Source organism: Bacteroides sp. DH3716P, from assembly GCF_025914115.1.
GTDB lineage: Bacteria > Bacteroidota > Bacteroidia > Bacteroidales > Bacteroidaceae > Bacteroides > Bacteroides ovatus.
This window is the reverse complement of the sequence record NZ_CP083673.1, coordinates 4683079-4708828: the sequence shown is the minus strand read 5'-3', so window position 1 is coordinate 4708828 and position 25750 is coordinate 4683079. Positions and strand designations below refer to the sequence as shown.

Here is a 25750-nt window from a genome sequence, read left to right as displayed (position 1 = left end):
ATTTTTTTTCATTCAATGACCTGTCCTTTGTAGAAATCCAGAATTTTAGTCCGGAACAGGTAGTCATATTTTGCCTGCAACTTATCCGAAAGAGCTTTCGTCAGATTAAGTTTGGCTTCATTGTATTCCACAAAGGTAGCCTTGCCGTTATTGAACTTCTCACTCATCAGGCGGAAAGATTCTTCGTTGGCTTTTACTGCCACTTCACTGGAGTTGTATTTACTTTCTGCTGCCAGAGCATTGTACCAGGCTTGCTGAATTTCTTTATAGAGTATTTTTTTACTGTTATCCAACTTCAAGGATAAATCTATTTGTTGCAAACGAGCGGTGCGTACCCGGTTTCTTGTGGCAAAACGGTTGAAGATTGGCACGCTCAAATTAAATCCTATATATTTATTCAGATTGTTTTTCATCTGACTGCCGAAGCTGCTCTCTGATCTTCCGCTAACCGTATAATAATTACTTCCCAGACCGGCACTGAAAGAGAGTTGTGGATAAAACGCACTTTGGGCAATACGAATACTATTAAGACTACCTTGTAAACGATATTCTGCAGCCTTAATGCTTGGTTTGTAAGTAAGCGCCTGTGTATATATGTCATCCGGCGGAGTGAGAGATTCGAACTCTAATTCTTCCTTAGGGCTTTCGAGTACAAATCCTTCAGGCGTGGGTAATTCCAAGAGTTGGGTGAGATCCAGTAAGGACAGTTTGTACGTATTGTCTGATTGTACAGCAGTCATTTCATCCTGTGCAACACGGGCTTGTGCTTCGGCCACTTCAGAAGAGGATGCCTTACCCACTCCCTGAAGACCTTGAATACGTTTTAACTGGTCTTTGCTTAAATCGACCTGATTATGAGCAATCTTACTTAATTCTTGATTGAATAAAACCTGTAAATAAGCCGAAGTGACATTGATTGCAATATCCTCTCTGGCTTTATTCAAATCTTCTATAGCAGCTTTTAAATCCAGTTTGGCAAGTGAATATTGGTTGGACAATTGCAAACCGGTAAATATAGGTACGTTTGTTCCCAAGCTGAAACTGGTATTGGCGCTGTTGATGTCACTATACGAGTTGTCTATCGGAGAAGCGGTACGACCCCAACTCCAGTTTTGGCTGGCACTACCGCTCAGATTCGGAAGGCGTGCCCATTTAGTAGTGTTTACACTCACTTTGCCTGCTTCGACATTATTGGCCGATTGACGGATTTCTATATTATGTTCAATGGCATAGTCGATACATTGCCGCAGCGTCCACGCTTGCGAAGAGTTGTTCTGTGCCTGAATGGAGGTGATTCCGACTCCGGCAAGCAGAAGGGCTGATATGGTTTTACGAATTATTTTCATCGGATTCAATTATTTATCTTTTTTCTCTGCACCACGTATTTTGTCCTGAACGGTTACCCCTTTCTTGATTTCTATCTTGATTCCATCACTCATACCGGCAGTCACCTGTGTACGCTGGAACTTTTGTTCGGGCACTGAATCTGTCATGATGTACACAAATGTAGAGTCACCACTAAATTCAACAGTGCTTTCGGGCACTGCCAATACCTGATTGGCTTTTTGTAATACGATTTCCGCATTAGCCGAATATCCGGAACGAATCTGAACAGAATCCGGAATGGTAATCGCAGCCTTGATTTCAAACTGGTTGGCTCCATTGGTTTCCACCCCTTTCGGAGAGATATATTCCAGAATGGCATTGAAAGTCAGATTTTGTAAAGCTCCGATGGTCAGCTTGATTGGCATTTGTTCGTGGATACGTCCCACTTCTGTTTCATCAATATTACCGCGGAAAATCATATCGTTCATGTTGGCTACCGTAGCAATCGTGGTTCCATCATTGAACGTATTACTCATAATCACCGAATTACCAGCTTTTACAGGTACGTCCAGGATTAACCCGTCAATGGTAGAGCGAATCATCGTGCTACTGAAAGAGGCACTGTTTTTGGTAATTCCTTCTTTTACGATTTCCAGATTGTCTTTGGCCGTCTGTCTCTCTTCGCGAGCCTGTTTCAAAGCCACTTCACTTTTCTCGTATTCCTCCCGGCTAATTAACTGACCGTCATACAACTTCTTCACACGGGCGAAATCCGTTTCTGCCTGGGTTGCATTAATTTCTGCCAGGCGCACACGGCTTTCTGCAGAATTCAGTTGTCCGAGTTCAGGGATTACTTTTACTTTGGCAATAACTTCCCCTTTTCTTACAGCTTGTCCGGCTTCTTTATATACTTCGTCGATAATACCCGAAATTTGCGGTTTGATTAAAATTTCGTCTCTCGGTTCCACCTTTCCGGTAGCTACTGTAGTTTTTTGGAGGTCAGTCATTTCCGGTCTAACTGTTTCGTAAGTGATTACCTTAGGCTTGGATTTCTGATAAAGGAATACGAATGTTCCGACAAGAATGATAGCAATGACTACCAATAATGTGATTTTCAGATACTTTTTCATGATTTTATTTATAATTTTATTATTTACGATTGATGATTGAAACTAAACTCCTCACATATCCAGATAACTGTTCCACTTCCTTATTCATCCCGAATCGCCTCAATCGGTTTGATAGCCATGGCCCGGTAAGCAGGTGCCAGACCTGCCAACATTCCCAGTGCGATTAGAAGGGCACAAGTACCGATTGCCAGTCCGAAAGTAACTTGAAAACGGGTGTCCCCTCCGTCAGCGTTGGCTCCCATCTCTACAAGTTGCAACACCATGACGGCAAAGGATATTCCACACATTCCTGCAATGGTGGTAAGTACCATACTCTCTGATAGAATTTGTTGCAGAATATCTTTCGGTCGTGCACCGATCGCCCGGCGGATACCGATTTCAGTGGTACGTTCTTTAACGGTCACCATCATAATATTGGATACTCCGATGGCACCTGCCAGCAAAGTTCCCAATCCTACCATCCAAACAAGTATGTTGATACCGGTAAACAGGTTATCGACCATAGAGAACATAGCTTCGGCATTCAGGCACATAACAGCCTGTTTGTCATCCGGGGAGATATAATGTGCGGCTTTAATGACCTGTTCCATTTTGGGTTGTATTTCAGACACTTTGACTCCATGCTTCGCAGTGAAACAGATCACATCAATTCGTCCTCCCAGATTATATGTTTGCTGCATCGTAGTGAAAGGAAGAGTGACGGCCTCCGAAGCCCGTCCCTGTATATTCATGTCCCCTTCGGAAGAAGACATGCCAATCACTTGATAATAAATGCCATCTACTCTTACATATTTGCCACACGGGTCTTCTCCCGGTTTGAAAAGACTTTCATAAATTCGTTTTCCGATGACACATACTTTGCGTGCTTCCTTTATATCCACCTCATTGATGAACCTGCCGTATGCCATTTCCTGTGATTCAATGTGGAGATAATCCGGATACAATCCTTTCACGCTACAATCATATTTCTTATCTTCGTATACGGCTTTGGAACCCCAACGGGCTACGGACGGAGTAATGATCTCCACCTCTTTCACTTGGGAGCGAAGACGGTCAATGTCGGTAGATTCCAGATTCCACCATCTCCCTTTGCGGAAGCCTTTGTAAGCCTCGCCCGTTCTTTGCGAGACAAGGAAACCAGAATTGGTGGCAAATCCTTCAAAGTTCTTTTTCATCATGTCCTCCAATCCTTGCCCGCCGCCGATAAGGGCTACGAGCATAAAGATTCCCCAGAAAACACCGAATGCAGTCAGCAGGCTTCTCGTTTTATTTCTTGTAATGGTAATGAGGATTTCCTCACAGGTATCCATGTCTATTCTCATAGTCTTAATCTGCTCTAAGTGCTTCGATCGGTCGGATGCTAACTGCTTTTCGGGCAGGGAATAATCCGGCTAACGTACCAGCTATTATTAATGTGAGTGTAGCCTGTATGGCGATTCTTATATCTACTGTCGGATTCAGGAAAACGGTTTCCGTCCACATTCCGGTGTCCATGGTCTGATTGCCGAAAGCGCTGTTCATCCATTCGGTCACTCCGATACCGGCTACCATGCCGATATATCCGAATATGGTGGTGATGGTGACGCTCTCTACGATAATCAACCAGAGAATGGAAAGCGGTTTGGCTCCCAAAGCCTTACGAATACCAAACTCGCGGGTACGTTCTTTGACGGTAATCAGCATGATGTTGGAAACTCCAACGATTCCGCTAAGTAACGTAAAGATGCCGATTACCCAGATGGCGATACGCAGCATGCCCGAACCTTTCTGCTGTTGCAGATAGTTGGTAAACCGGTTCCATATCCAGATAGCACTGTGGTCCGTTGGGTCAAACCGATGGTTGGCTCCCAATACTTTGCGGTAATGGGCTTCAAAAGCCTCATTGGCCTCTACTGTTTCCAGATTTTTGGTAGTCATGACCAGGTTATTCAGTTTGTCTCCTTTATTATAAATCGTTTGCAGAGTGGTAAAAGGAATGTAGGCATCGCTGTCTCCGCTATTTCCTTTATCATTATAAAGACCTACTACCTGATAAACCACATTTCCGGCGTTGACAAACTGTCCGATTGGCTCGGTATGAGTCTTGTTAAAAAGGATTTCTGCTGTTTTCTTATGAAGCACAATAACTTTCCGGCGTTCCTTGATATCGATTTCATTGATAAAACGTCCTTCGAAAAGCTTCACGACTTCTACCTCTGTATGATTGGGATATACGCCGGAAAGGTTCAGGCTGACGTATTCTTGTCCGAAACTAAGATTAACGCCTCCCTGCCACACGGTTGCTCCGGCCTTGATGACATGATTCGGGAAATAATGACTGGTAGCATCCATGTCTTTATTGTCCAGTTGCACCCGTCTTCCTTCTTTCAGTCCGTCGTATGATTTACTGGTCCATCCCGGAAAAATCTTGATGGAGTTCATGGCACGTTCGGAAGCCGATTGCTCGAATGCGTGGATCAGTCCGTTGCCTGCACCTAGTAGGACGATAAGCATAAAGATTCCCCATGCCACGGCAAATCCTGTGAGAAAAGTCCTTAGCTTGTTGCGTTTGATGGTACTATATATTTCTTGCCAGATGTCAATCATGATAATGTTTGTATAGTGGTGGATTTTAGATTATTTCATGATACCGTCTTTGCCGAACGGAGAGGCATCGTGGTCGATATTATCTTCAATGCGTTCGATAACCCCGTCCTTGATGTGTATAATCTTGTCTGTTTGGTTGGCAACTCCGCTTTCGTGGGTGACAACTACAATCGTCATTCCCAGCTTATGAAGATCTTTCAGAATTTGCATCACTTCCACGGAAGTTTTACTGTCCAAAGCTCCTGTAGGCTCATCTGCCAGAATGATTTGCGGTTGGGTGATTAAAGCCCGTGCGATTGCCACACGTTGTTTCTGACCGCCACTCATTTCGTTGGGCATGTGATGTGCCCAGTCTTTTAAACCCAGACGGTCGAGATATTCCAAGGCAAGTGCATTTCGCTTCTTGCGGCTTATCCCTTGATAAAATAAAGGAAGTGCTACATTCTCTACGGCATCTTTAAAGGAAATCAGGTTAAATGACTGGAAGATAAATCCGATCATGCGATTCCGGTATTCGGCAGCTTTGGTTTCGCTTAAGTTCTTGATGAGTACGTTATTCAGATAATACTCTCCGGTGTCGTAGTTGTCGAGAATTCCCAATATATTGAGTAAAGTTGATTTCCCAGACCCGGATGCTCCCATGATGGAAACAAATTCTCCCTGTTCGATATTGAGATTGATACCTTTAAGTACATGGAGAGGCGCTCCGTTGTTGTAGGTCTTGTTGACGTTTGTTAGTTGTATCACAATTTTCTTTATTTAGATTCTGTTTTCTAATAATTTTCTACTATTAGACGGCTGCAAGATACGAAAAGTTGCAAAGAGGTTGAACTTTTTTTGAAAAACATTTTGTAGACTCAATCTTCTTTACGTAATTTGTGTGCAGTAAACTTAATGATTAACTAACCCTTTTAAATAAAAGTATCATGAATTCAAACATGGAAAAGCCCTACGTAGTAGGTATTGACATAGGCGGAACGAATACCGTCTTTGGAATTGTAGACGCACGCGGAACTATTATTGCCAGCAGTTCAATCAAAACATCTGGTTATCCTACAGTAGAAGAATACGCTGATGAAGTGTGTAAAAGCCTGCTTCCATTGATTATTGCTAATGGTGGCGTTGATAAAATCAGAGGTATCGGTATCGGTGCTCCGAATGGTAACTATTACACGGGAACGATTGAATTTGCTCCAAACTTGCCTTGGAAAGGAATTCTTCCGTTGGCTGCCATGTTTGAAGAAAGACTGGGTATCCCCACTGCTTTGACAAACGATGCAAATGCTGCTGCTATCGGTGAAATGACTTATGGCGCTGCCCGTGGTATGAAAGACTTTATCATGATTACACTGGGTACCGGTGTGGGTAGTGGTATTGTTATCAACGGCCAGATGGTATATGGACATGACGGTTTTGCAGGCGAATTAGGACACGTGATCGCTCGTCGCGATGGTCGTCTTTGCGGTTGTGGACGTAAGGGATGTCTGGAAACTTACTGTTCGGCTACCGGTGTAGCTCGCACAGCTCGCGAATTCCTTGCCGCTCGTACGGATGCCAGCTTGCTTCGTAACATTCCTGCAGAAAACATTACTTCAAAAGATGTATATGACGCAGCTGTACAAGGAGATAAATTGGCACAGGAGATCTTCGAATTTACAGGTAATATCTTGGGTGAAGCTTTGGCGGATGCTATTGCATTCTCCAGCCCTGAAGCCATTGTATTGTTCGGTGGCTTGGCTAAGTCCGGTGACTATATCATGAAACCGATTCAGAAGGCCATTGATGATAATATCCTGAATATCTATAAAGGTAAGACGAAATTGCTCGTTTCCGAATTGAAGGATTCTGATGCTGCTGTACTGGGTGCCAGTGCATTGGCTTGGGAACTGAAAGATTTGAAAGAATAATATATCATTATTATAATAAAGGTGATGAAGCCTCGGGAGTCTATGACTTTCGGGGCTTTGTTTTATTATTCCTTTCCGCCATCTACAAGGCATCTACAGCCTATTCAGAAAAGGGTTTATTCTCACTAGTATGAGAAATAATACTCATACTAATGGGAATATATTCTCATAGGTATGAGTATTTTTTCTCACAGGTGTGAGTATAGTTGAGAAAATGTACTTCCCAGATAATAGCTTTGCGAGAATGGTAGCAATAAAAAAGGGAACTTCATTCATTATGAAGTTCCCTTTTTTATTTCGAATCGAAAAGTTCGGCTTAGCCGTTAGCTCTTTTTTCTTTGATTCTAGCTTTCTTACCAGTAAGAGCGCGCAGGTAGTACAATTTAGCGCGACGAACTTTACCTACCTTGTTCACTTCGATGCTATCGATAGCCGGTGATTCGATTGGGAAAATTCTTTCTACGCCTATAGTTCCTGACATTTTACGTACAGTAAAACGTTTTTTGTCTCCGTGACCGGCGATTTTGATAACAACACCACGGTACAGCTGTACACGTTCTTTGTTACCCTCGATAATACGATATGCTACTGTTACAGTGTCTCCTGCTTTGAAGCTCGGGTGCTGTTTTCCGGTAGCGAATGCTTCTTCTGCAATTTTAATTAAATCCATTGTTGTTATTATTAAATTGTTTCATCGTTACAACGCAACATACCAAGTATCTCTTCTCTTGACAGCGATTGCGCGAAAGCGGTGCAAAGTAACGAATTATTTGCCAGATAGCCAAATGTTTTTGTATATTTGTAGCATATCTAAAAATAGCGAACATGAAACAGACTTATGCAAAGTATCTGATGGTGGCAGCGTTGGCAGGAGGCTTCCTGTTTACTTCCTGCCGGACCGCACGCGAGACTACGGCTCAGTACGAAGTAACTAAAGTAGAGGGCAGCATGATAACGATTGATTCTGTTTGGGATACCCATCCCAACGCGAAAGCTGCCGAAATCTTAAAGCCTTATAAGGAAAAGGTGGATGCGATGATGTATGAAGTCATCGGCACCAGTGCGATGAAAATGGACAAAGGAGGTCCCGAAAGTTTACTTTCCAACCTTGTTGCAGGTGTTTTGCAGCAAGCGGCTGTTCAGGTGTTGGGGAAACCTGCTGATATGGGATTGGTAAATATGGGCGGCTTGCGTAATATCTTGCCCGAAGGAGATATTACGGTAGGCGATGTGTTTGAAATTCTTCCTTTTGAGAATTCTCTTTGCGTACTGACTATGAAAGGAACAGACTTGAGACGTCTTTTTGAAGCGATTGCATCTCTACACGGAGAAGGAGTGAGCGGTATCCGTCTTGAAATCACCAAAGATGGAAAGTTGCTGAACGCCTTTGTCGGTGAAAAACCACTAAAGGATGACCAGCTCTACACGGTGGCTACTATCGACTATCTGGCAGATGGAAACGGACGGATGGATGCTTTCCTGCAGGCGGAAAAGAGAGTATGCCCCGAAGACGCAACCTTACGCGGACTATTTCTTGATTATGTACGCAAACAGACTGCCGAAGGCAAAGCGATTACCTCTAAACTGGATGGACGTATTACCATAAAATAAAAAGGAGAATCTAAAAATATTGAATATGAAAAGATTTCAGATATTATTCCTGTTATGTCTTGCATTGAGCTTTACTTTCTCAATCTTTGCGCAGGATAAGGATACCAAAGAAGTGATTATTTTACAAACAAGCGATGTGCATAGTCGTATCGAACCTGTCAATCAGAAGGGGGACGAATACTATAATAAAGGTGGTTTTCTTCGCCGGGCTGCTTTTCTCGAACAGTTCCGCAAGGAGCATAAGAATGTGCTGCTTTTCGACTGCGGAGATATTTCTCAAGGGACACCTTATTATAATATGTTCCGCGGAGAAGTGGAAGTTAAACTAATGAATGAAATGGGTTATGACGCTATGACTATCGGTAACCATGAGTTTGATTTTGATGTGGATAATATGGAACGTATTTTCAAGATGGCTAATTTCCCGGTCGTTTGTGCCAACTATAATCTGGATGCTACGGTATTGAAAGATATAGTTAAACCCTACGTCGTTCTTGAGAAATATGGTTTGAGAATTGGTGTGTTTGGTCTTGGAACCCAACCGGAAGGGATGATTCAGGCTAATAAATGCGAAGGAGTCGTTTATGAAGATCCTGTCCGCGTATCCAACGAAATAGCTGCTTTGTTGAAAGACGAAGAAGGTTGTGATTTGGTAGTATGCCTGTCTCATCTGGGCATTCAAATGGATGAACATCTGGTTGCCGGAACACGCAATATCGACGTGATTCTGGGCGGGCACTCTCATACATTTATGAAAGGCCCCAAAACATACTTGAATATGGACGGAAAAGAGGTGCCTGTTATGCACACGGGAAAAAATGGTGTTCGTGTAGGCCGTCTCGATTTGACTTTGAAACATAAATGAAGATAATCCCCTCAATAGTAACGCTTTTATTCCTTATTGCGGCCGGCACGGTTTCAAGTCCGGCGCAGAATGCTACAACCGTTGAACCTCTGCTGGTGTATAAAGCCCTTCAGGACAAAGACTGCCGGCACTGGGTTGATTCGGTTATGGATAAGCTTTCCTTTAAAGAAAAGGTAGGGCAGTTGTTCATCTATACCATTGCCCCGGTAGATACCAAACGAAATCTGGAACTGTTGCGCGAAGTAATCGACACCTATAAAGTGGGCGGACTTCTCTTTTCCGGTGGGAAGATGCAAAATCAGGTTGAACTGACAAACCGGGCGCAACGGCAGGCAAAAGTCCCTTTGATGATTACCTTTGATGGAGAATGGGGACTGGCCATGCGTTTGCGTGGTATGCCTGTTTTTCCACGGAATATGGTATTGGGATGTATCCGTGACAACAAGCTGCTCTATGAATACGGGCGTGAAGTTGCTCGTCAATGCCGACAGATTGGAGTACAGGTCAACTTTGCTCCGGTGGCGGACGTGAATATAAATCCTGAAAATCCCGTAATCAATACCCGTTCTTTTGGAGAAGATCCGATACAGGTGGCTGATAAGGTTATCGCTTATGCTTCCGGTTTGGAAAGTGGAGGGGTTTTATCTGTGTGTAAACATTTTCCCGGACATGGAGATACCGATGTTGATTCGCATAAGGCGCTTCCGGTACTTCCTTTCACTCGTGAGCGTCTGGACAGTGTGGAACTTTATCCTTTTAAAGAAGCCATCCGTGCCGGATTGGGCGGTATGATGGTAGGACATTTGCAAGTTCCGGTGATAGAACCGATTGGTGGACTTCCGTCTTCCTTGTCCCGCAATGTCGTATACGATTTGCTGACAGATGAACTGGCGTTCAAAGGACTCATATTTACAGATGCGCTTGCCATGAAAGGAGTGGCGGGAAATGGAAATGTCAGTTTGCAGGCTTTGAAAGCTGGTAATGACATGGTATTGTCTCCCCGAAACTTGAAGGAAGAGATACCGGCCGTACTGGAAGCCATTGAAAAAGGAGAGTTGACCCGCGAAGATATTGAAAGCAAATGTCGTAAGGTCTTGACTTATAAATATGTGTTGGGACTGAAGAAAAAGTCGTATGTACAATTATCCGGTCTGGAACAACGGATTAACAGTCCGCAAACGCGTGATTTGGTTCGCCGGTTGAATTTAGCGGCAATAACAGTTCTGAACAACAAGAATCATATTCTCCCCTTGCATACAGACAAAGAGCAGACGATTGCATTGCTCGAGGTAGGAGATCCCGGAGAAACTGATGCGTTGGCGAAACAACTTTCCCGCTATACGTCTTTGGCTCGTTTTTCCCTTCGTGCCAATCAGACGAAAGAGGAAAATCAGCGGTTGCGTGATTCTTTGTCTACCTATAAACGGATTATTGTAGCCGTCAGTGAACAGCGGCTGGCTCCTTATCAGCCTTTCTTTGCTAAGTTTGTTCCCGAAAGCCCGGCCATTTATCTGTTTTTTACTCCCGGGAAGATGATGTTGCAGATTCAGCGCGCGGTGGCTCATGCTTCGGCGGTGGTGCTGGGACATAGCTATAGTAGTGACGTGCAGCGCCAGGTGGCAGATGTGCTATTTGCCAAGGCATCTGCAGACGGACAGTTGTCGGCAAGTCTGGGAGAACTGTTTCCAACGGGAGCAGGAGTGACTATTACCCCTAAAACGCCGTTGCATTTCGTTCCGGAAGAATACGGGCTTTCCTCTGCTCATCTAAAACGGATTGATTCCATTGCATTGGATGGTATTCATCAGGGAGCCTATCCCGGTTGCCAGGTGGTGGTGCTGAAAAACGGTCATATTATGTTCGACAAGGCTTTCGGTACTTATACGGGTAAAGGAAGTCCTCGTGTCGAATCTACGAATATCTACGATCTGGCTTCCCTTTCAAAAACGACGGGCACCTTGCTTGCCATTATGAAACTCTACGATAAGGGACGTTTTAATCTGACAGATAAAATTTCGGATCATTTGCCGTTTTTGCAACGTACTGATAAGAAAGATATAACGATTCAGGAAATTCTGTATCATCAGTCCGGTTTACCTTCCTGGATTCCTTTTTATCAGGAAGCTATTGACAAGGATAGCTATGATGGAAGATTGTTCAGCGCACGTAAAGATATCCACCATCCGGTACAGATTGGTACGACTACGTGGGCGAATCCGAAATTCAAATTCAAGAGTGAATATATTTCTCCGGTCAAGACCGGTGATTATACTGTTCAGATCTGTGACAGTTTGTGGTTAAACCGTTCTTTCCGAAAGGTGATAGAAGAGAAAATTGCAGAAGCTCCGTTAAAGCAGAAGCGCTATGTATATAGTGATGTCGGATTTATACTCTTGGGAATGTTGGTGGAACAACTGGCCGGTATGCCTATGGAAGCCTATTTGCAACGTGAGTTTTATGAGCCGATGGGGTTGGAACATACAGGTTACCTGCCTTTACGCCGTTTTGCCAAATCGGAAATTGTCCCTTCCAACAAAGACCGTTTCTTGCGTAAAGAGACTTTGCAGGGATTTGTGCATGATGAGGCTTCCGCTTTCTTTGGCGGATTGGCCGGAAATGCCGGACTTTTCTCTACTGCCCGTGATGTAGCCCGCGTTTATCAGATGTTGCTGAATGGAGGAGAAATAGATGGTCAACGCTATCTAAGCAAAGAAACCTGTCAGTTGTTTACTACGGAAACTTCAAAGATCAGCCGGCGTGGCTTGGGCTTTGACAAACCGGATGCTGATGATCCGAAGAAAGGAAATTGTGCTCCTGCTGCACCTGCCGAAGTGTACGGTCATACCGGCTTTACCGGTACATGTGCATGGGTAGATCCGGTCAATGAACTGGTTTATGTATTCCTTAGCAACCGGATTTATCCGGATGTAACAAATCGCAAACTGAACCAACTGCACATTCGTGAGCGAATACAGGGAGCTATTTATGATGCGATGAAGAAAAAATAAAAAAAGAAAGGTAAAAGGTGCCTATATTAAAAGCTACCTTTTACCTTTTTTATTATTAACGTAATATTCTGATAGTTGTCAGCCAGTCTTAGAAGGATACACCCAGGCGGAAGCCGAAGTTGCTCAATCCATCTACACTGTAATGCAGTACGTCAGCCTTGTTGGTACCATAGCTGTAGTACAAAGCAAAGTGCAAACCCGGTCCGTAAACCCATGGGAATACATTGATACCTACTTCAGGAGAAGCATAGAATCCCCAACTGTTTTCTCTTGCTTCCAGCATGCTGAAATTAGAGCGGATTTTAGCATATTCAGCACCTAATTTAGCACTGACGTATGGTTGAAAGGCTCCACCGCGATTCCACTGGTAACGTGCAGCAGCACCGAAAGGCAATTGGAAAATGGTATGTTGCTGATCGGTAGTCACTTCACCGGCGCCCATTTGGAAGGTTTCGCGACCTACATATTCGTGGTTGCTGTGATAGTTGAGGAAAAGACCCAAACCGATGTTAGGAGTCACGAAATAACCACCTTCGAAGTTCATACCCCAACCGCTTGCTTTATCAGCAAAATTGTTACTTAGCGGAGCGTTGAACTGCCAGTCGATATTTGCATATCCATTGTCCGATAGCTGTGCCTTAGCCGGCATGGCGAAGGCGATGGCAATAGCCGCCAAGGCTACTACCTTGAAGTATATATTTTTTCTTGTTTTCATAACAGTTGTAGTTGTTTATTTGTTAGTAAGATAAGGTGACTGTGTAAATGACTGGTTGACAGCTTCTACTGCAAGAGTACGGTTGATAGCTTTGGAACCAGTTTCAAATCCGGTCAGATAACTTGTCCATACAACAGGCAGTTTTTTACTGTCTCCCTGTTCGGCTTTCAAGTTCACCATTTCTGTCAGGAAGGAGTTGGTGCTATAACTATAAGTTACTGCATACGGGTAGTACCATCCACCACCCCAGTTGCCACCCCAGTAGCCAGGGCCCCAATATCCGGGATAACCCCACCACCATTCAGGTTGTGTGTAGCTGGTGAAATAATAAGTACTTGCGATGTAGCTCACTTGGATACCAAGATCTGCGCTTTCCTGGTCAGCTGCTGCTTCGTAACCTCTAGCTTCCATATTGTCTGTATAAGCTGCCAGAATTTGTTCTGCGCCTTCACCTTCGAGATATTCCGGTTCTTTACTATCACTGATGACCAGAATCTGTGGTGCCAGATAGAATGTAGGAACTTTGAAATCGGCTTTCTTGTCGTAGTTAGTGTATACCAGATAATTGTCATCCAGTTTACCCATGTCCGGGTCTTTTTCACATGAAGCGAGTGCAAAGACCGCCAATAAAATAGGAATTAATTTCTTCATATCTTTTATAATGTTTAGGTTATATAAAAATCACGCCCAGGTACCTTGGGCTTTTGATACAAACAACAAGAAAGGTGGAAAAAGGTTCGCGTGGAAATTTCTTTTGCCGGAAAATTAACATATTTCTTTGGCCCGGCGGAAAGAAAAACGGTGAGCGCTCTGCCCTATTATCAGGGAGTTTGCTCACCGTTTATTATTTACAGATATTTATTTGAAAAATCCGTTTATTAAAACAGAGGTTTTAGTAGATCCGGTATTTCTACCTTATCAAGTTCCAGTTCAGTTACCCGTTGTTTACCCAATTGAGTCAGATGGAAATACATCTGTCTCCGGTCTTCACTTCCGAGTGATCGGACGATTAGTCCTTTTTCTTCCAGTATCCGCAGCATTTTGGATGTGTGTGAGGGGCTTAGTTCGGTTTGTTTAGACAGGTTGGTAGCCGTCACTTTGTCCGAAGCCTCTTTAAGGGCACACAATATCATTGCTTCATTAAGCGTTATCTGGTACATTTTTTCAAATGCTGTTTCAAAGTTTCCCATTGCTTTGAATACATCACGCATTGCACATATTGTTTTCATACCTTATTTAAATATTTCATTTGTTCATTTTTTAAATAAATAGATTAACGTTTGCGTTATCCGCCCGTTCCATATACGTTGCTACGCCGCCAATGGTCACCTCGTCCAGGAGTTCTTCTTGTTTGACTCCCATCACGTCCATTGACATCTGGCAAGCAATAAATTCCACACCGTTTTCCAGCGCTTGCTGGCGCAGGGATTCCAGTGAATCAATCCCTTTTTTGTTCATGATATACCGCATCATTTTTCCGCCTATTCCGCCCATACTCATCTTAGAAAGTTTCAGCTTTTTAGAGCTGGAAGGCAGCATCATGCCAAACATTTTTCCGAAAATATCCTTTTCGGTTTCCGGTTTGTGCAACTTCTTGATGACGTTCAGTCCCCAGAACGTAAAGAAGATGGTGACTTTCTGCCCCGTAGCTGCTGCGCCGTTTGCTAGTACAAAAGTGGCCAAAGCTTTATCCAAATCATCACTAAACATGATAAAGGTTTTTCCTTTGCCCTCACATGAAGTAACAATATTGCACGATTTTGGTTCTCCTTTTTCTATGACAACAACAGATTTTCCTCCGGAGCTGTCTTTCGAAATCAGTTGATTGCCCGTTGAACTGCACCATGCGGCGGCGTCACGCGGAAATCCCGGATCGGTTGAGGTGATTTCCACCCGTTCGCCTGAAGCCAGTGTATCCATTGTTTTTTTCATTTTCAAAATCGGGCCGGGACATTGTAACCCGCAGGCGTCTACCCGAACTGTTTTAGCGGGGGTTGCAAGGGCATCGGCGGTGACGGCAGCCGTGGCAGTAACCGTGGTATCCGAAACCTTAGCAACCGCAGGTTGCCCAACTTGGGGACTACCTCCCTGTTGTTCGGGTGATTCGTCTATTTCATTTCCATTTTCTTCGCGTATGATAATCGGAGCAGTGGCGGCTCGATAAGTCTTCAGTCCTCCCGAGAGATTACGCACCTTGTCAAATTCATGTTGAGTCAATATCCGGTAGGCAAGATAGCCCCGTAGTCCGACAGCGCAGAAGGTATAAATCATTTTATCTTTCGGCAGTTCGGCCAGCCGGTCACGAAGCTCATCCAGCGGAATATTCACGGCACCCGGTAAGCTGCCTAAAGAATATTCGTCCGGGGTGCGGACATCCAGCAGGAACTTATTTTCCATTTCAATGTCCCGCAACTCTCTCCAATATACCGGATTGGTTTTGCCGGTAATGATGTCTTCCGCTACATATCCTGCCAGTGCTACCGGATCTTTGGCCGAAGAGAACGGAGGAGCATACGCTTGTTCCACTTTCATCAGGTCGTAGATCGTTCCCTCGTGTTTGATGACAAGCGCGAGTTCGTCAATCCGTTTGTCCACTCCGTCGTAACCGACGATTTGCCCGCCGTACAATCTTCCCGTCTTTTTGTCGAAAGTGATTTTGATACTCATCGGCATGGCATCCGGATAGTAGCCGGCATGAGAGGCGGGATGGATGGTAGATGACATATAATCTATCTCTTCCTGGCGCAGGCGCTTGCCGGGTAAACCGGTTGAAGCAACGGTCATGTCGAAAACTTTTGCGATTGAAGTGCCGATAGAACCTTCGTAAGGTATTTTTGCCCCGAGAACGTTGTCTGCAACGATGCGTCCCTGACGGTTGGCAGGTCCGGCAAGATAGTTGAGCCAGGGTTTTCCGGTGATCGGATGGCGGAACTCGATTGCGTCACCGATGGCATAAATCGATTCATCAGACGTTTGCAGGTAATCATTCACGGCAATACCTCCTGCGGGGCCGATAGTCAGTTCGGCAGCTCGTGCCAGACTGGTTTCCGGGCGTACTCCGATCGACAGGATAACGATATCGGCAGAAATGGACTGACCATTTTTGAACGTTACTTTCAATCCTTTTCCCTCCCGGCTAAAAGAGGCGACAGCTTGTTCCAGATAAAGATTGACTCCTTTATCCATCAAGTGCTGGTGGACGAGCGATGCCATCGAGAAGTCGATAGGAGCCATCACTTGATTGCCCATTTCCACAATCGACACTTTCGCTCCCTGTGTATGTAAGTTTTCCGCCATTTCCAGACCGATAAATCCGGCTCCTACGATAACGGCTTTTCGCGGAGCGTGGCTCTTGATATATTCTTTGATCCGATCCGTGTCGGTGACATTCCTTAACGTGAAGATTCCGCTAAGGTCGATTCCCGGAAGAGGAGGACGCACCGGGGAAGCTCCGGTGGAGATGACTAATTTATCGTAGCTCTCCTCATAAGTGTCTTCACTGCTTTGCCGGATGGTCACTGTCTTTCTTTTCCGGTCAATAAAAATCGCTTCGTTTTCTGTACGTACATCTACACGGAAGCGTGTAGAGAAGGCTTCGGGCGTTTGCACGAACAATTTATCCCGTTCCTCTATCACTCCTCCTATATAATAAGGAAGGCCGCAATTGGCGTATGATATATACTTTCCTTTTTCCAAAAGGATAATTTCTGCTGTTTCATCTACTCGTCTGATTCGGGCAGCAGTGGTGGCTCCTCCTGCAACTCCCCCAATAATAATTATTTTCATCTGTTTATAGTGTAAATAGTTTCCTGTGGAAATAACAAACAGGGGCGAAGAAATGTTCATGGATTCAGATAAAAAAACTATATTTGCGCACCCTGTTTTTCATTCTTCTATATTAATGTAGACAATTTGTATGAATAAAATTCTTATTATTGACGATGAAGTCCAGATTCGCAGCCTTTTAGCTCGTATGCTGGAACTTGAGGGCTATGAAGTGTGTCAGGCAGGTGATTGCAAAACTGCCATCAAACAACTGGAAATTCAATCGCCCGACGTAGCTTTATGTGATGTTTTTCTTCCTGATGGAAACGGAGTGGATCTGGTTTTGAATATCAAAAAAATAGCTCCCAATGTGGAAGTGATTCTTCTTACTGCTCACGGCAATATTCCCGACGGGGTGCAGGCTATCAAAAACGGTGCGTTTGATTATATAACGAAAGGAGATGATAATAACAAGATTATCCCTCTCATTAGTCGTGCCGTAGAGAAAGCAAAAATGAATGTCCGTCTCGAAAAACTGGAAAAGAAGGTCGGGCAAATGTACTCGTTCGATTCTATCCTGGGGGAGTCAAAAGTGCTGAAAGAGTCGGTGTCTTTGGCGCAGAAGGTGTCTGTGACAGATGTTCCCGTATTGCTGACGGGAGAAACCGGAACAGGAAAGGAGGTCTTTGCGCAGGCTATACATTATAACAGCAAGCGGAGCAAACAGAATTTTGTGGCGGTCAACTGTTCGTCTTTCAGCAAAGAACTGCTCGAAAGCGAGATGTTCGGACATAAGGCAGGTTCGTTTACCGGTGCGTTGAAAGATAAGAAAGGGCTTTTTGAAGAGGCCAATAACGGAACGATCTTTCTGGATGAAATCGGAGAGATGGCTTTCGAATTGCAGGCAAAGTTACTGCGTATCCTTGAAACAGGAGAATATATAAAGATCGGTGATACCAAGCCGACAAGAGTCAATGTGCGTATCATCGCTGCTACCAACCGGAATTTGCAGGAGGAGATCAAAGCCGGGCATTTCCGTGAGGACTTGTTTTATCGTCTTTCGGTTTTTCAGGTGCATCTTCCTTCGCTTCGTGAACGTACCGGTGATATCAGAATTCTTGCAACTGCTTTTGCCAAAAGTTTCTCCGAAAAACTTTCGTATGCCATCAATGAGATGACTCCTGCTTTTTTGGAAGCGCTGGAACAACAGCCGTGGAAAGGGAATATCCGTGAGTTGAGAAATGTGATTGAGCGTAGCCTGATTGTTTGCGAAGGTGGACGGCTGGATATCTGCGACCTTCCTTTGGAAATCCAGAACACTCATTATGAATGTTCGGACGATAGTACAGGTAGTTTTGAACTGGCTGCAATGGAGCGCAGGCATATTGCGCGTGTGTTGGAATATACGAAAGGGAATAAAACGGAAGCTGCCCGCTTGTTGAAAATCGGACTTACCACCCTGTACCGGAAGATAGAGGAATATAAAATCTAAGCATACATTTTCTTAAGTCCTTTTATGCTGGCTTTGGGATATATAGCATTTCAAAATAGGCAAAAAGGACTTGAGAAACCATACCATAAGGACTATCGGAAATTTTCTGCATCTTCTTCCTCTTTGTCAATCAAAGTTGTGGCACTGCTTTTGATGGCTTGAATAATAGAAGAAGTGAAGCCTTTGTGCTCCAGTTCGTTCAATCCTTTTATAGTGGTTCCGCCCGGAGTGGTTACTTTCTCTATTTCCAGCAATGGATGAGTGTTATGATTCAGAATCAGTTCTGTCGCTCCTTCCATGCTATACGCTGCCATTTGCATGGCATCCTTGCCGGGAATTCCTAGCTCAATCCCTGCCTGCATAACCGCTTGCATATATTTTAAGGCGAAAGCTATTCCGCTGGAGGTTAATGCGGAAGTGGTATCTAGTTGTTTCTCTTGCAGGAACAGGCATTTTCCTCCTTCTTCAAATATCTGTTTTATTAATTGCTGATATTCTTTATCAGTTCCGCGGGAAGCTATCAAAGTGAGGCTGGAACGTTCTGTAATGGCCATATTGGGAACTGCCCGAAAGATAGGCATCTCGGCTTCTGTTAAATGAGCCAGGTGGGAGATACATACTCCGGACACAAGAGATACGAGGATTTGTGTACGCGAGAAACGTAGAGGGGACAATACTTCATCTACTTTCCAGGGATTGATGGCGAGGACGATTACTTCAGCTTCCGATATGGCTTGTTGGTTATCGGTCGTTATGTGTATTGCAGGGAAATGTTCTTGCAGTCTCTCCAGTTTATCGATATTTGGATTGGAGACAATAATGTCTTTCTCATTGTAAAGATGTCCTTGCGCCAGACAAGTGACGATTGCACTCCCTATGTGTCCGGCTCCTATAATAGCTATTTTCATCTCTTTATTTTTTTTATTTGGCTTTCAGATGTCTCTTTTTATCCGGCTTTGAATCAGGCTGCGCACTGACTCTCGAAAAATTGTCTGGATAGCGAACTAATCAGTCTGTTTTTATCTGTGGTATGTACAGATAGTGTGAAACAATGATCGCTTCCTCCATAAGAAATGAGAGATACGGGGATATCTTTGATAGTATCCATAATATGACTTTCTACTTGTGTGCGTTCCCAATGAAGGGAGCCGATGATATGTATTACAGACATATTTTCGTCCATAACCATTTCGGCATATTTATGTAGTTCCCTTTGAATGATTCGCAGGGTGTCCCGGCTGGCTGTCAGCATCATCGAGATGGATACATTGGATGAGGCCATTGAGATGACATTGATTTGATATTTGTTGATAACTTCCAATATCTTACCCATAAACAAATATCCGGGCAATACATTCAATGAGGTAAAACGTACAAAGGTAGCCGAATCCTGTGAGAGGATGGCCTTGACACTGTTGCCTGTGTCATGGGAAGATATATAGAGTCGTTCTGTTGACAGATCGTGTATATCGGTTAGGCGGATAACTATATTGGAGCGTGCCGCAAGGGTGATACAATCTGCGTAGAGCAGGTGTACTCCGCTGTTAATCAGTTGTTCGGCTTCTATGTAAGTTAGTGAATGTTGTTCTCGCAGGCAATTCCGGTTTGCGTAGATATGGTTGATAGGGGTGGATAACAGTATTTCGTCCGCTTTGAATAAGGTGGCAAGCACTGTTGCATAGTAATCATTGCGTTGTTCGCTCATAAAGTCTATTTCACCATACACATTCCTGCAAATGGAAAGTGGGGCGATAAAAATATCCACATTCCGGTTCTCGTCAATGTATTGTTGGATAGATTCCTGAATATATGGGATATCCGGCTTTCTTTCCAGGTTGATCTGTATAAGTTTGCCGGTATCTAATGTTTGGGCACGAAGACCCTGTTGACGTAAGCAATAAGTGAATAAATCGCTGGATAATCCGTATATTTCCGCTTTTATCATTTTATCAATCAGTAAATCTGCTTTGTCTTCTACAAGTATATGTATTTTCTTTATACACTCCAGAATCCGGTTTTTAATTTCCTGATTTAAGTGCGAATCTGTAATGAGATGATTGGCAAGGGTACAGCAATATGCTTCGATGGCATTGACTGTGGTATGAGAAGCTTCATCTTCTTCGTGAAACCAACTGATGGAAATAGCCTGTAACCACTCCTGTAATTGTGCCAATATAGGGACTACAGCTACATAAGGATGTTCTTTCTGAATACAATTGATTACTTGCTTCATTTCATCCTCATCTTTAATTTTCTCGAATTTACAAACTTTCATTGTTATCTGGTTATTTATTGGTTACTACTCTTTTCAAAATGATATGCCTTTTTTCAAAAGAGAAAGATATTTAAGAATTATTCCTTAGCTTTAGAATATGGTATATCTGTATAAATCAATCTGTTAATGTTGCAATCAATGTTTTTAATACATTTCTTTACTATAAGTAATCTGCTAATACCATACCACATTGGGATATGAAAATAAGATTTCTTATCTTTGTTGCGTAATTGATTGATAAACCAGCAATATTCATCCATTTATGAAACTCTGCATATAGCTACGCTCAACGAATAGCATCATTTCTAACAGGGCTATTCAGCTATCCGACAGGCAACTACTCGCCTGGCAAAGAGTTTTATATCCATTTTTATAAATTTACGGAACTGTGTGCTGCTATGATGTGGTATACCGTATCGTGTTATTTTTAAGTTGAGCAATGAATTATACATATAAGCAAATATGGCTCATCAACTTTCCTGTGATGATGAGCATTCTGATGGAACAATTAATCAATATTACCGACGCTATTTTCCTGGGGCATGTGGGAGAAGTCGAACTGGGAGCTTCTGCGCTTGCCGGAATCTATTATTTAGCTGTTTATATGTTGGGCTTCGGATTCAGCATCGGGCTGCAGGTAATGATTGCCCGGAGAAATGGGGAACAACATTATAAAGAGACGGGACGTACATTTTTTCAGGGAGTATATTTCCTGTCGGGGATGGCAGTCATTCTTTGCCTATTGCTCCATTTGGCTTCTCCCTTGATCTTGCGCCGGTTGATAACTTCGGATGAAATTTATCAGGCAGTGATTCATTATCTGGATTGGCGTAGCTTCGGTTTGTTATTCTCATTTCCTTTTTTAGCTTTCCGGTCTTTTCTGGTAGGGATAACAACGACCAAAGCATTGTCCGTGGCAGCTATCATGGCTATCTGTATCAATATTCCTTTTAACTATCTGCTGATATTCAAACTGAATCTGGGTATATCCGGGGCGGCGATGGCTTCTTCTTTGGCAGAGTTCGGAGCTTTTATCGTACTCCTATTATATATGTGGGTGAGGGTAGATAAAGTGAAATATGGGCTGAAGGTCGTTTATGATGGGAAAGTGTTAATAAAGTTGTTGAGGATATCTGTATGGAGTATGCTTCACTCTTTTATCAGCGTTGCTCCCTGGTTTCTGTTCTTCGTTGCTATCGAGCATCTGGGAAGGACAGAGCTTGCTATTTCCAATATTACTCGTAGTGTTTCTACCGTCTTTTTTGTGATTGTCAACTCTTTTGCATCCACTACTGGTTCATTAGTCAGCAATCTAATTGGGGCGGGGCAGGGGAAGGAACTTTTTCCCGTTTGCCATAAAGTTCTTAGGTTGGGTTATGCCGTGGGGGTTCCATTGATAGTTATGGCTCTTTGGGGTAACCAATGGGTTATCGGATTTTATACGAATAACGATAATCTGGTGAGACTAGCTTTCTATCCTTTTATAGTTATGCTGTTGAATTATGCTTTTGCACTGCCCGGATATGTTTATATCAATGCTGTTACCGGTACAGGAAAGACGAAGCTCGCCTTTATCTTCCAGTTAATCACCATTCTTGTATATTTGATTTATCTGTATCTGTTAAGTGAATGTTTTCATGCTTCTCTGACTGTGTATATGACGGCAGAATATTTGTTTGTTATTTTATTAGGGATACAATCTATCATTTACTTAAAGAGGAAATCCGACTAGAATATGTATTTTTGTACTTTCAATACTTGATACTTCCTCGAAATGACTGAAGATATAAAGAATAAACTTTTAATGTGTGCGGAGATGTATCATCGCGCAGACTTTATACAAAGCGATCCGGTGCAGTTTCCCCATCGTTATACGCTGAAACAGGATATCGAAGTCAGCGGTTTGCTGACAGCAATTATGAGTTTTGGCAATCGCAAACAGATATTGAAGAAGGCGGAAGAGCTGCACGGGCTAATGGGAGATTCACCTTATCAGTATGTATTGTCCCGTCAGTGGGAGGGGGATTTCCCACCGGGGGCAACCGGTAGTTTTTATCGGATGCTGTCACATGCTGATTTCTATGGATATTTCCAGCGATTATACATTGCTTATACACAGTTTGAAAGTTTGGAAGAAGCCTTGAAGACATACCCCGGAATACCGATGGAAAAGCTATGTGCATTTCTTGAAGTCTCTGCCAAAAGTCCTCAAAAGAAACTGAATATGTTTTTGCGTTGGATGATTCGCCGGGACTCGGCGGTCGATTTGGGCATTTGGGAGAGTTTTGATCGCAGGGATTTGATTGTTCCCTTGGATACACATGTCTGCCGGGTAGCCCATTATTTCAAGTTGACGGATGCAGAAACCTTTTCTTTGAAAAATGCCCGCCAGATAACGGTAGCATTGGCTGAGGTCTTCCCGGATGATCCATGTTTGGGCGATTTTGCCTTGTTCGGATTAGGGGTGAATGGGGAGATTTAATACATAATCCTATAAAATGAAATTTTCGATTATAATCGAGAAAACGTGTTTTTACTCTGGCTTTTTCGATTATAATTGAAAAAAGCTATATTCTTAGACAGATAGCTTCAAAACTGATCTCCGAACTGGGGGTAAATCCTAATAATATCTATATGCCTGCTGTAGTTTATCACTGCCTGCTTCCCGAATAGCAATCCGTATCCCGTTGATGAACGACTCATTAATAAAAATACTATTCGTAGGACAATTCCTGCTACATGTCTGACATTGGATACAGTTGCTTTCTCCCGTGGGAAGAATAATCCTTGAATTATCATATTCCTTTATCTCAAACACATGCATTGGACATAGATTGATGCATTTCATACAATGAATACAAGTCGTAATATTTAATAATGTCGTTTTGCCGGCAATCTTATTAGCGTTAGAGGGATGCTTGTAGATAGGGGAATAGTCTATCTTATCAATCATAAATTTCTTCATTTTGGAGAATTTGGCTAATGGATGTATGCGTCTTTTCATACTATCGGCAAATAATTTCGCTTTAAATAAATCTTTCTCGTTAGGGCGTGCCTTGTTGTATCCGTTTATTGCTACCCATGGACCAGTCCTATCAAAACCTTTACAGGAAAATTCACCGATAAGATTTCCACCTTTATCTGACAATATCCTTTTGAGTGCTTGATGATACTTTCCAAGGAATGGACGGCAGCGGGTGGAGAAGATGAAGACGTTGCGATTTCTGAATTCATGTGACTTCGCAAATGAGAGAAGTTTACAGTGATGTTGGGCAAAGTTTATTCCTGAACCGAGTCCGATTAAGTCATAATCTGATAAGTCGATATTTTCTGCTTCCCGGGTAGTGGCTAAAAAAGCAGATAGTTCGTTTGCCATTCTTTGGGCAACTTTGAGCGTATTACTTTGGTAAGTAGAAACATAGATAATAATTGCTTTCATTGTTCTATTTTTTTTAAATTTAAATCGTGAATATATCATTGAGTATTATTTATTTAGCTTTGATAATTGTTTCAGGAGTACCGGGACCGCCGTTTACTCCTTTGTAACCTATGAATTGGTGATTTGCCGCATTGAAATAGTAGAGGCAACTCCAAAAGTGAGATAAGATGCCTGTAAGCCTCACCTTTATTTCATAGGTTTTTTGATTGTTGAATAATACAGTGGTAGCTTTTCGTTCTGCCTGCATGACATATAATTCCAGATTGTCAGGACGAAAACACTCGTATTTTATACTATTCTTATTGATTGTTTGTCCGGCAGAATAAGCTATATTTTGATACCACGGATAGCCTTTGCTTTTAACCGTTTTATTATAGGGCTGGTTGTTGAGTGTACCTTTAAAATAGTAGTTATTATTATATAAGACAATAGTCAGATTCGTATGTTTTATTGAATCAGTCAACTGCCAGGATAGAGTTGTGCATAAAGGCGAGAGGCGATAATGATGAACTTCTGAATTTTGGGAAGTAGTCAGAAAAATAATGTTGTTTTCTGTTTTCTCATTCCATATTATTATGTTCTTTTCTTTTCCACAAACAGATTCAAAATGTCTCTGCCGGGCCTGTGCATTACAAGAAATGCTATACAATATAGAACAGCATATCACTAAGCAGGATAATATTGTATTACATTCAATAATATTGTGTGGCATAGTCGTTAAATGATAAAATCGTTTCATTTCAGGATATTTTCAAAAAGTGCACGAATGTATTTATAAATAGTTTGCTTGCATAACTCCCAAGCTTCTGGATTACTAAAATCGATACCGTTGAATATACGATATTGTCTTGTGGCTAAGACAATGTAATTTATAGAAGCAATTAATATAGTGATGAACATACGTACATCTTTCGATTCTTTTCCCAATTTCTTTTCCAGTTCCTCCTGAAGTTTGAAACCATTTCTTTCCCGTTCATCCTGAATACTTCTGAATGTAGAATTTCCCGATAACTCCCATGCTAACAATTCCTGCATTAGCTTGTTTGTCCGTAAGAAGTTCAGTTGTTTCAATAAGACGGTTTGGGTCAATTTAATAATATCTTCAGAACTTTCCGCTTTTGTCACTCTTTCCGAATAAGCCTGATAAGCTAAAGTATAGAAATCATTATCTTTAGCCCAAGCAGCTAATAAACCTTCCAGTCCACCAAAATAACGGTAGATTAACACTTTATCGCATTTTGCCTGCTTGGCGATCTTATTGACTCCGATTTTACTGAATCCTTCGTTTTCAATAATTTGGCTAACGGCAATTAGCAGCCGTTTTTCTGCATTTCTTAATTTCATAATATAAATATTGTCACTGTTCGATGACAAAGGTAGACTTCAAAGTGGTGACATATTCTTCATTAGGAAAAAATGTAGGAAATTTAAGTGATATTTATTTGCACTACGCCTACTTCACTTCCAAACTGATTTAGTATTTGGTTTACTTTATCTACTCGAAGAGTCTGTTTGCCTTGTTCCAATTCACGAACAAAACGTAGTAAGCGTCTCCGCGATTCTATATAGTGTATTAAAATAAAAAGGCTAATGATCCCTTTTTAGTCATTAGCCTTTTCCCATCTGTCAGG

22 protein-coding genes are annotated in these 25750 nt (G+C 42.7%); 7 read left to right on the top strand and 15 right to left on the bottom strand.

Annotation, left to right across the window (positions count from 1 at the left end; genetic code table 11):
• Positions 1–8: 8 nt before the first annotated feature.
• The 5 genes from KQP79_RS17685 to KQP79_RS17665 form a co-directional block, all read right to left on the bottom strand.
• Positions 9–1346 (bottom strand): TolC family protein, encoded by a 1338-nt coding sequence (locus tag KQP79_RS17685; RefSeq protein WP_004296206.1) that lies wholly within the window; start codon positions 1344–1346, stop codon positions 9–11.
• 9 nt (positions 1347–1355) lie between these two features.
• The gene (locus tag KQP79_RS17680) at positions 1356–2456 is read right to left on the bottom strand and encodes an efflux RND transporter periplasmic adaptor subunit (protein ID WP_004296205.1); all 1101 of its coding nucleotides are present in this window, start codon (positions 2454–2456) and stop codon (positions 1356–1358) included.
• Positions 2457–2536: 80 nt separating this feature from the next.
• A complete protein-coding gene (locus KQP79_RS17675) occupies positions 2537–3778 on the bottom strand; it encodes an ABC transporter permease (protein ID WP_004296204.1) in 1242 nt (413 codons plus the stop codon).
• Positions 3779–3782: 4 nt separating this feature from the next.
• Complete coding sequence (locus KQP79_RS17670; protein ID WP_004311966.1) at positions 3783–5042, bottom strand: ABC transporter permease; 1260 nt, start codon at positions 5040–5042, stop codon at positions 3783–3785.
• A 30-nt stretch (positions 5043–5072) separates the two neighbouring features.
• Entirely contained in the window at positions 5073–5789 is a 717-nt protein-coding gene (locus tag KQP79_RS17665) for an ABC transporter ATP-binding protein (protein WP_049701174.1), read from the bottom strand.
• 179 nt (positions 5790–5968) lie between these two features.
• Between KQP79_RS17665 and KQP79_RS17660 the strand changes: the two genes are divergently transcribed.
• The gene (locus KQP79_RS17660) at positions 5969–6949 is read left to right on the top strand and encodes an ROK family protein (protein WP_004315007.1); all 981 of its coding nucleotides are present in this window, start codon (positions 5969–5971) and stop codon (positions 6947–6949) included.
• Between the two features lie 316 nt (positions 6950–7265).
• Here the strand turns inward: KQP79_RS17660 and rplS are convergent, their stop codons facing one another.
• The gene (gene rplS, locus KQP79_RS17655) at positions 7266–7619 is read right to left on the bottom strand and encodes a 50S ribosomal protein L19 (protein WP_004315008.1); all 354 of its coding nucleotides are present in this window, start codon (positions 7617–7619) and stop codon (positions 7266–7268) included.
• Between the two features lie 155 nt (positions 7620–7774).
• Between rplS and KQP79_RS17650 the strand changes: the two genes are divergently transcribed.
• From KQP79_RS17650 to KQP79_RS17640, 3 genes are read left to right on the top strand one after another with little or no spacing between them, the layout of a single operon-like run.
• Positions 7775–8560, top strand: a complete 786-nt coding sequence (locus KQP79_RS17650; RefSeq protein ID WP_004315009.1) for a 5'-nucleotidase C-terminal domain-containing protein — start codon at positions 7775–7777, stop codon at positions 8558–8560.
• Between the two features lie 25 nt (positions 8561–8585).
• The gene (locus KQP79_RS17645; RefSeq protein WP_004315010.1) at positions 8586–9425 is read left to right on the top strand and encodes a bifunctional metallophosphatase/5'-nucleotidase; all 840 of its coding nucleotides are present in this window, start codon (positions 8586–8588) and stop codon (positions 9423–9425) included.
• Entirely contained in the window at positions 9422–12433 is a 3012-nt protein-coding gene (locus tag KQP79_RS17640; RefSeq protein WP_008774582.1) for a glycoside hydrolase family 3 N-terminal domain-containing protein, read from the top strand. Before KQP79_RS17645 ends, KQP79_RS17640 begins: the two co-directional genes overlap by 4 nt.
• 88 nt (positions 12434–12521) lie before the next feature.
• Here the strand turns inward: KQP79_RS17640 and KQP79_RS17635 are convergent, their stop codons facing one another.
• The 4 genes from KQP79_RS17635 to KQP79_RS17620 form a co-directional block, all read right to left on the bottom strand.
• A complete protein-coding gene (locus KQP79_RS17635; RefSeq protein ID WP_008019936.1) occupies positions 12522–13148 on the bottom strand; it encodes an outer membrane beta-barrel protein in 627 nt (208 codons plus the stop codon).
• 15 nt (positions 13149–13163) lie between these two features.
• Complete coding sequence (locus KQP79_RS17630) at positions 13164–13799, bottom strand: DUF4136 domain-containing protein (RefSeq protein ID WP_004314298.1); 636 nt, start codon at positions 13797–13799, stop codon at positions 13164–13166.
• 227 nt (positions 13800–14026) lie between these two features.
• Positions 14027–14377 (bottom strand): winged helix DNA-binding protein, encoded by a 351-nt coding sequence (locus KQP79_RS17625; protein WP_004314299.1) that lies wholly within the window; start codon positions 14375–14377, stop codon positions 14027–14029.
• A gap of 31 nt (positions 14378–14408) precedes the next feature.
• The gene (locus tag KQP79_RS17620; RefSeq protein ID WP_009040192.1) at positions 14409–16934 is read right to left on the bottom strand and encodes an FAD-dependent oxidoreductase; all 2526 of its coding nucleotides are present in this window, start codon (positions 16932–16934) and stop codon (positions 14409–14411) included.
• Positions 16935–17064: 130 nt separating this feature from the next.
• Between KQP79_RS17620 and KQP79_RS17615 the strand changes: the two genes are divergently transcribed.
• Entirely contained in the window at positions 17065–18405 is a 1341-nt protein-coding gene (locus KQP79_RS17615) for a sigma-54-dependent transcriptional regulator (protein WP_055235823.1), read from the top strand.
• A 92-nt stretch (positions 18406–18497) separates the two neighbouring features.
• On the opposite strand, the gene proC is transcribed toward KQP79_RS17615, so the two are convergent.
• Positions 18498–19313 carry a pyrroline-5-carboxylate reductase gene (gene proC / locus KQP79_RS17610; protein WP_055235824.1) on the bottom strand — a complete coding sequence of 272 codons (816 nt, stop codon included), beginning with the start codon at positions 19311–19313 and terminating at the stop codon, positions 18498–18500.
• 53 nt (positions 19314–19366) lie between these two features.
• Positions 19367–20680 carry an aspartokinase gene (locus KQP79_RS17605; RefSeq protein WP_055235825.1) on the bottom strand — a complete coding sequence of 438 codons (1314 nt, stop codon included), beginning with the start codon at positions 20678–20680 and terminating at the stop codon, positions 19367–19369.
• 439 nt (positions 20681–21119) lie between these two features.
• Between KQP79_RS17605 and KQP79_RS17600 the strand changes: the two genes are divergently transcribed.
• On the top strand, positions 21120–22412 hold the full coding sequence (locus KQP79_RS17600; protein ID WP_061448183.1) for an MATE family efflux transporter: 1293 nt from the start codon (positions 21120–21122) through the stop codon (positions 22410–22412).
• A 42-nt stretch (positions 22413–22454) separates the two neighbouring features.
• Positions 22455–23162, top strand: coding sequence for a TIGR02757 family protein (locus tag KQP79_RS17595; protein ID WP_032856055.1), 708 nt, complete (start codon positions 22455–22457; stop codon positions 23160–23162).
• Between the two features lie 138 nt (positions 23163–23300).
• Here KQP79_RS17595 and KQP79_RS17590 read toward each other — a convergent pair whose 3' ends face one another.
• Genes KQP79_RS17590 through KQP79_RS17580 form a run of 3 tightly spaced genes read right to left on the bottom strand, consistent with a single transcriptional unit; the run spans position 23301 to position 25463 of the window.
• The gene (locus tag KQP79_RS17590) at positions 23301–24119 is read right to left on the bottom strand and encodes a 4Fe-4S dicluster domain-containing protein (protein ID WP_004310580.1); all 819 of its coding nucleotides are present in this window, start codon (positions 24117–24119) and stop codon (positions 23301–23303) included.
• Between the two features lie 49 nt (positions 24120–24168).
• A complete protein-coding gene (locus tag KQP79_RS17585) occupies positions 24169–24858 on the bottom strand; it encodes a hypothetical protein (RefSeq protein WP_080558409.1) in 690 nt (229 codons plus the stop codon).
• A complete protein-coding gene (locus KQP79_RS17580; protein ID WP_004310582.1) occupies positions 24855–25463 on the bottom strand; it encodes a TetR/AcrR family transcriptional regulator in 609 nt (202 codons plus the stop codon). The genes KQP79_RS17585 and KQP79_RS17580 overlap by 4 nt, the downstream gene beginning before the upstream one ends.
• Positions 25464–25750 lie beyond the last annotated feature (287 nt).

Bases quoted from the DNA above. Each gene is read 5' to 3' on its own strand.
- KQP79_RS17595 (WP_032856055.1), top strand. From the start codon at position 22,455: ATGACTGAAGATATAAAGAATAAACTTTTAATGTGTGCGGAGATGTAT.
- KQP79_RS17625 (WP_004314299.1), bottom strand. From the start codon at position 14,377: ATGAAAACAATATGTGCAATGCGTGATGTATTCAAAGCAATGGGAAAC.
- KQP79_RS17650 (WP_004315009.1), top strand. From the start codon at position 7,775: ATGAAACAGACTTATGCAAAGTATCTGATGGTGGCAGCGTTGGCAGGA.
- KQP79_RS17680 (WP_004296205.1), bottom strand. From the start codon at position 2,456: ATGAAAAAGTATCTGAAAATCACATTATTGGTAGTCATTGCTATCATT.
- KQP79_RS17635 (WP_008019936.1), bottom strand. From the start codon at position 13,148: ATGAAAACAAGAAAAAATATATACTTCAAGGTAGTAGCCTTGGCGGCT.
- KQP79_RS17675 (WP_004296204.1), bottom strand. From the start codon at position 3,778: ATGAGAATAGACATGGATACCTGTGAGGAAATCCTCATTACCATTACA.
- KQP79_RS17660 (WP_004315007.1), top strand. From the start codon at position 5,969: ATGAATTCAAACATGGAAAAGCCCTACGTAGTAGGTATTGACATAGGC.
- KQP79_RS17600 (WP_061448183.1), top strand. From the start codon at position 21,120: ATGAATTATACATATAAGCAAATATGGCTCATCAACTTTCCTGTGATG.
- proC (WP_055235824.1), bottom strand. From the start codon at position 19,313: ATGAAAATAGCTATTATAGGAGCCGGACACATAGGGAGTGCAATCGTC.
- KQP79_RS17580 (WP_004310582.1), bottom strand. From the start codon at position 25,463: ATGAAATTAAGAAATGCAGAAAAACGGCTGCTAATTGCCGTTAGCCAA.
- KQP79_RS17615 (WP_055235823.1), top strand. From the start codon at position 17,065: ATGAATAAAATTCTTATTATTGACGATGAAGTCCAGATTCGCAGCCTT.
- KQP79_RS17645 (WP_004315010.1), top strand. From the start codon at position 8,586: ATGAAAAGATTTCAGATATTATTCCTGTTATGTCTTGCATTGAGCTTT.
- KQP79_RS17620 (WP_009040192.1), bottom strand. From the start codon at position 16,934: ATGAAAATAATTATTATTGGGGGAGTTGCAGGAGGAGCCACCACTGCT.
- KQP79_RS17605 (WP_055235825.1), bottom strand. From the start codon at position 20,680: ATGAAAGTTTGTAAATTCGAGAAAATTAAAGATGAGGATGAAATGAAG.
- KQP79_RS17670 (WP_004311966.1), bottom strand. From the start codon at position 5,042: ATGATTGACATCTGGCAAGAAATATATAGTACCATCAAACGCAACAAG.
- rplS (WP_004315008.1), bottom strand. From the start codon at position 7,619: ATGGATTTAATTAAAATTGCAGAAGAAGCATTCGCTACCGGAAAACAG.
- KQP79_RS17630 (WP_004314298.1), bottom strand. From the start codon at position 13,799: ATGAAGAAATTAATTCCTATTTTATTGGCGGTCTTTGCACTCGCTTCA.
- KQP79_RS17640 (WP_008774582.1), top strand. From the start codon at position 9,422: ATGAAGATAATCCCCTCAATAGTAACGCTTTTATTCCTTATTGCGGCC.
- KQP79_RS17585 (WP_080558409.1), bottom strand. From the start codon at position 24,858: ATGAAACGATTTTATCATTTAACGACTATGCCACACAATATTATTGAA.
- KQP79_RS17590 (WP_004310580.1), bottom strand. From the start codon at position 24,119: ATGAAAGCAATTATTATCTATGTTTCTACTTACCAAAGTAATACGCTC.
- KQP79_RS17685 (WP_004296206.1), bottom strand. From the start codon at position 1,346: ATGAAAATAATTCGTAAAACCATATCAGCCCTTCTGCTTGCCGGAGTC.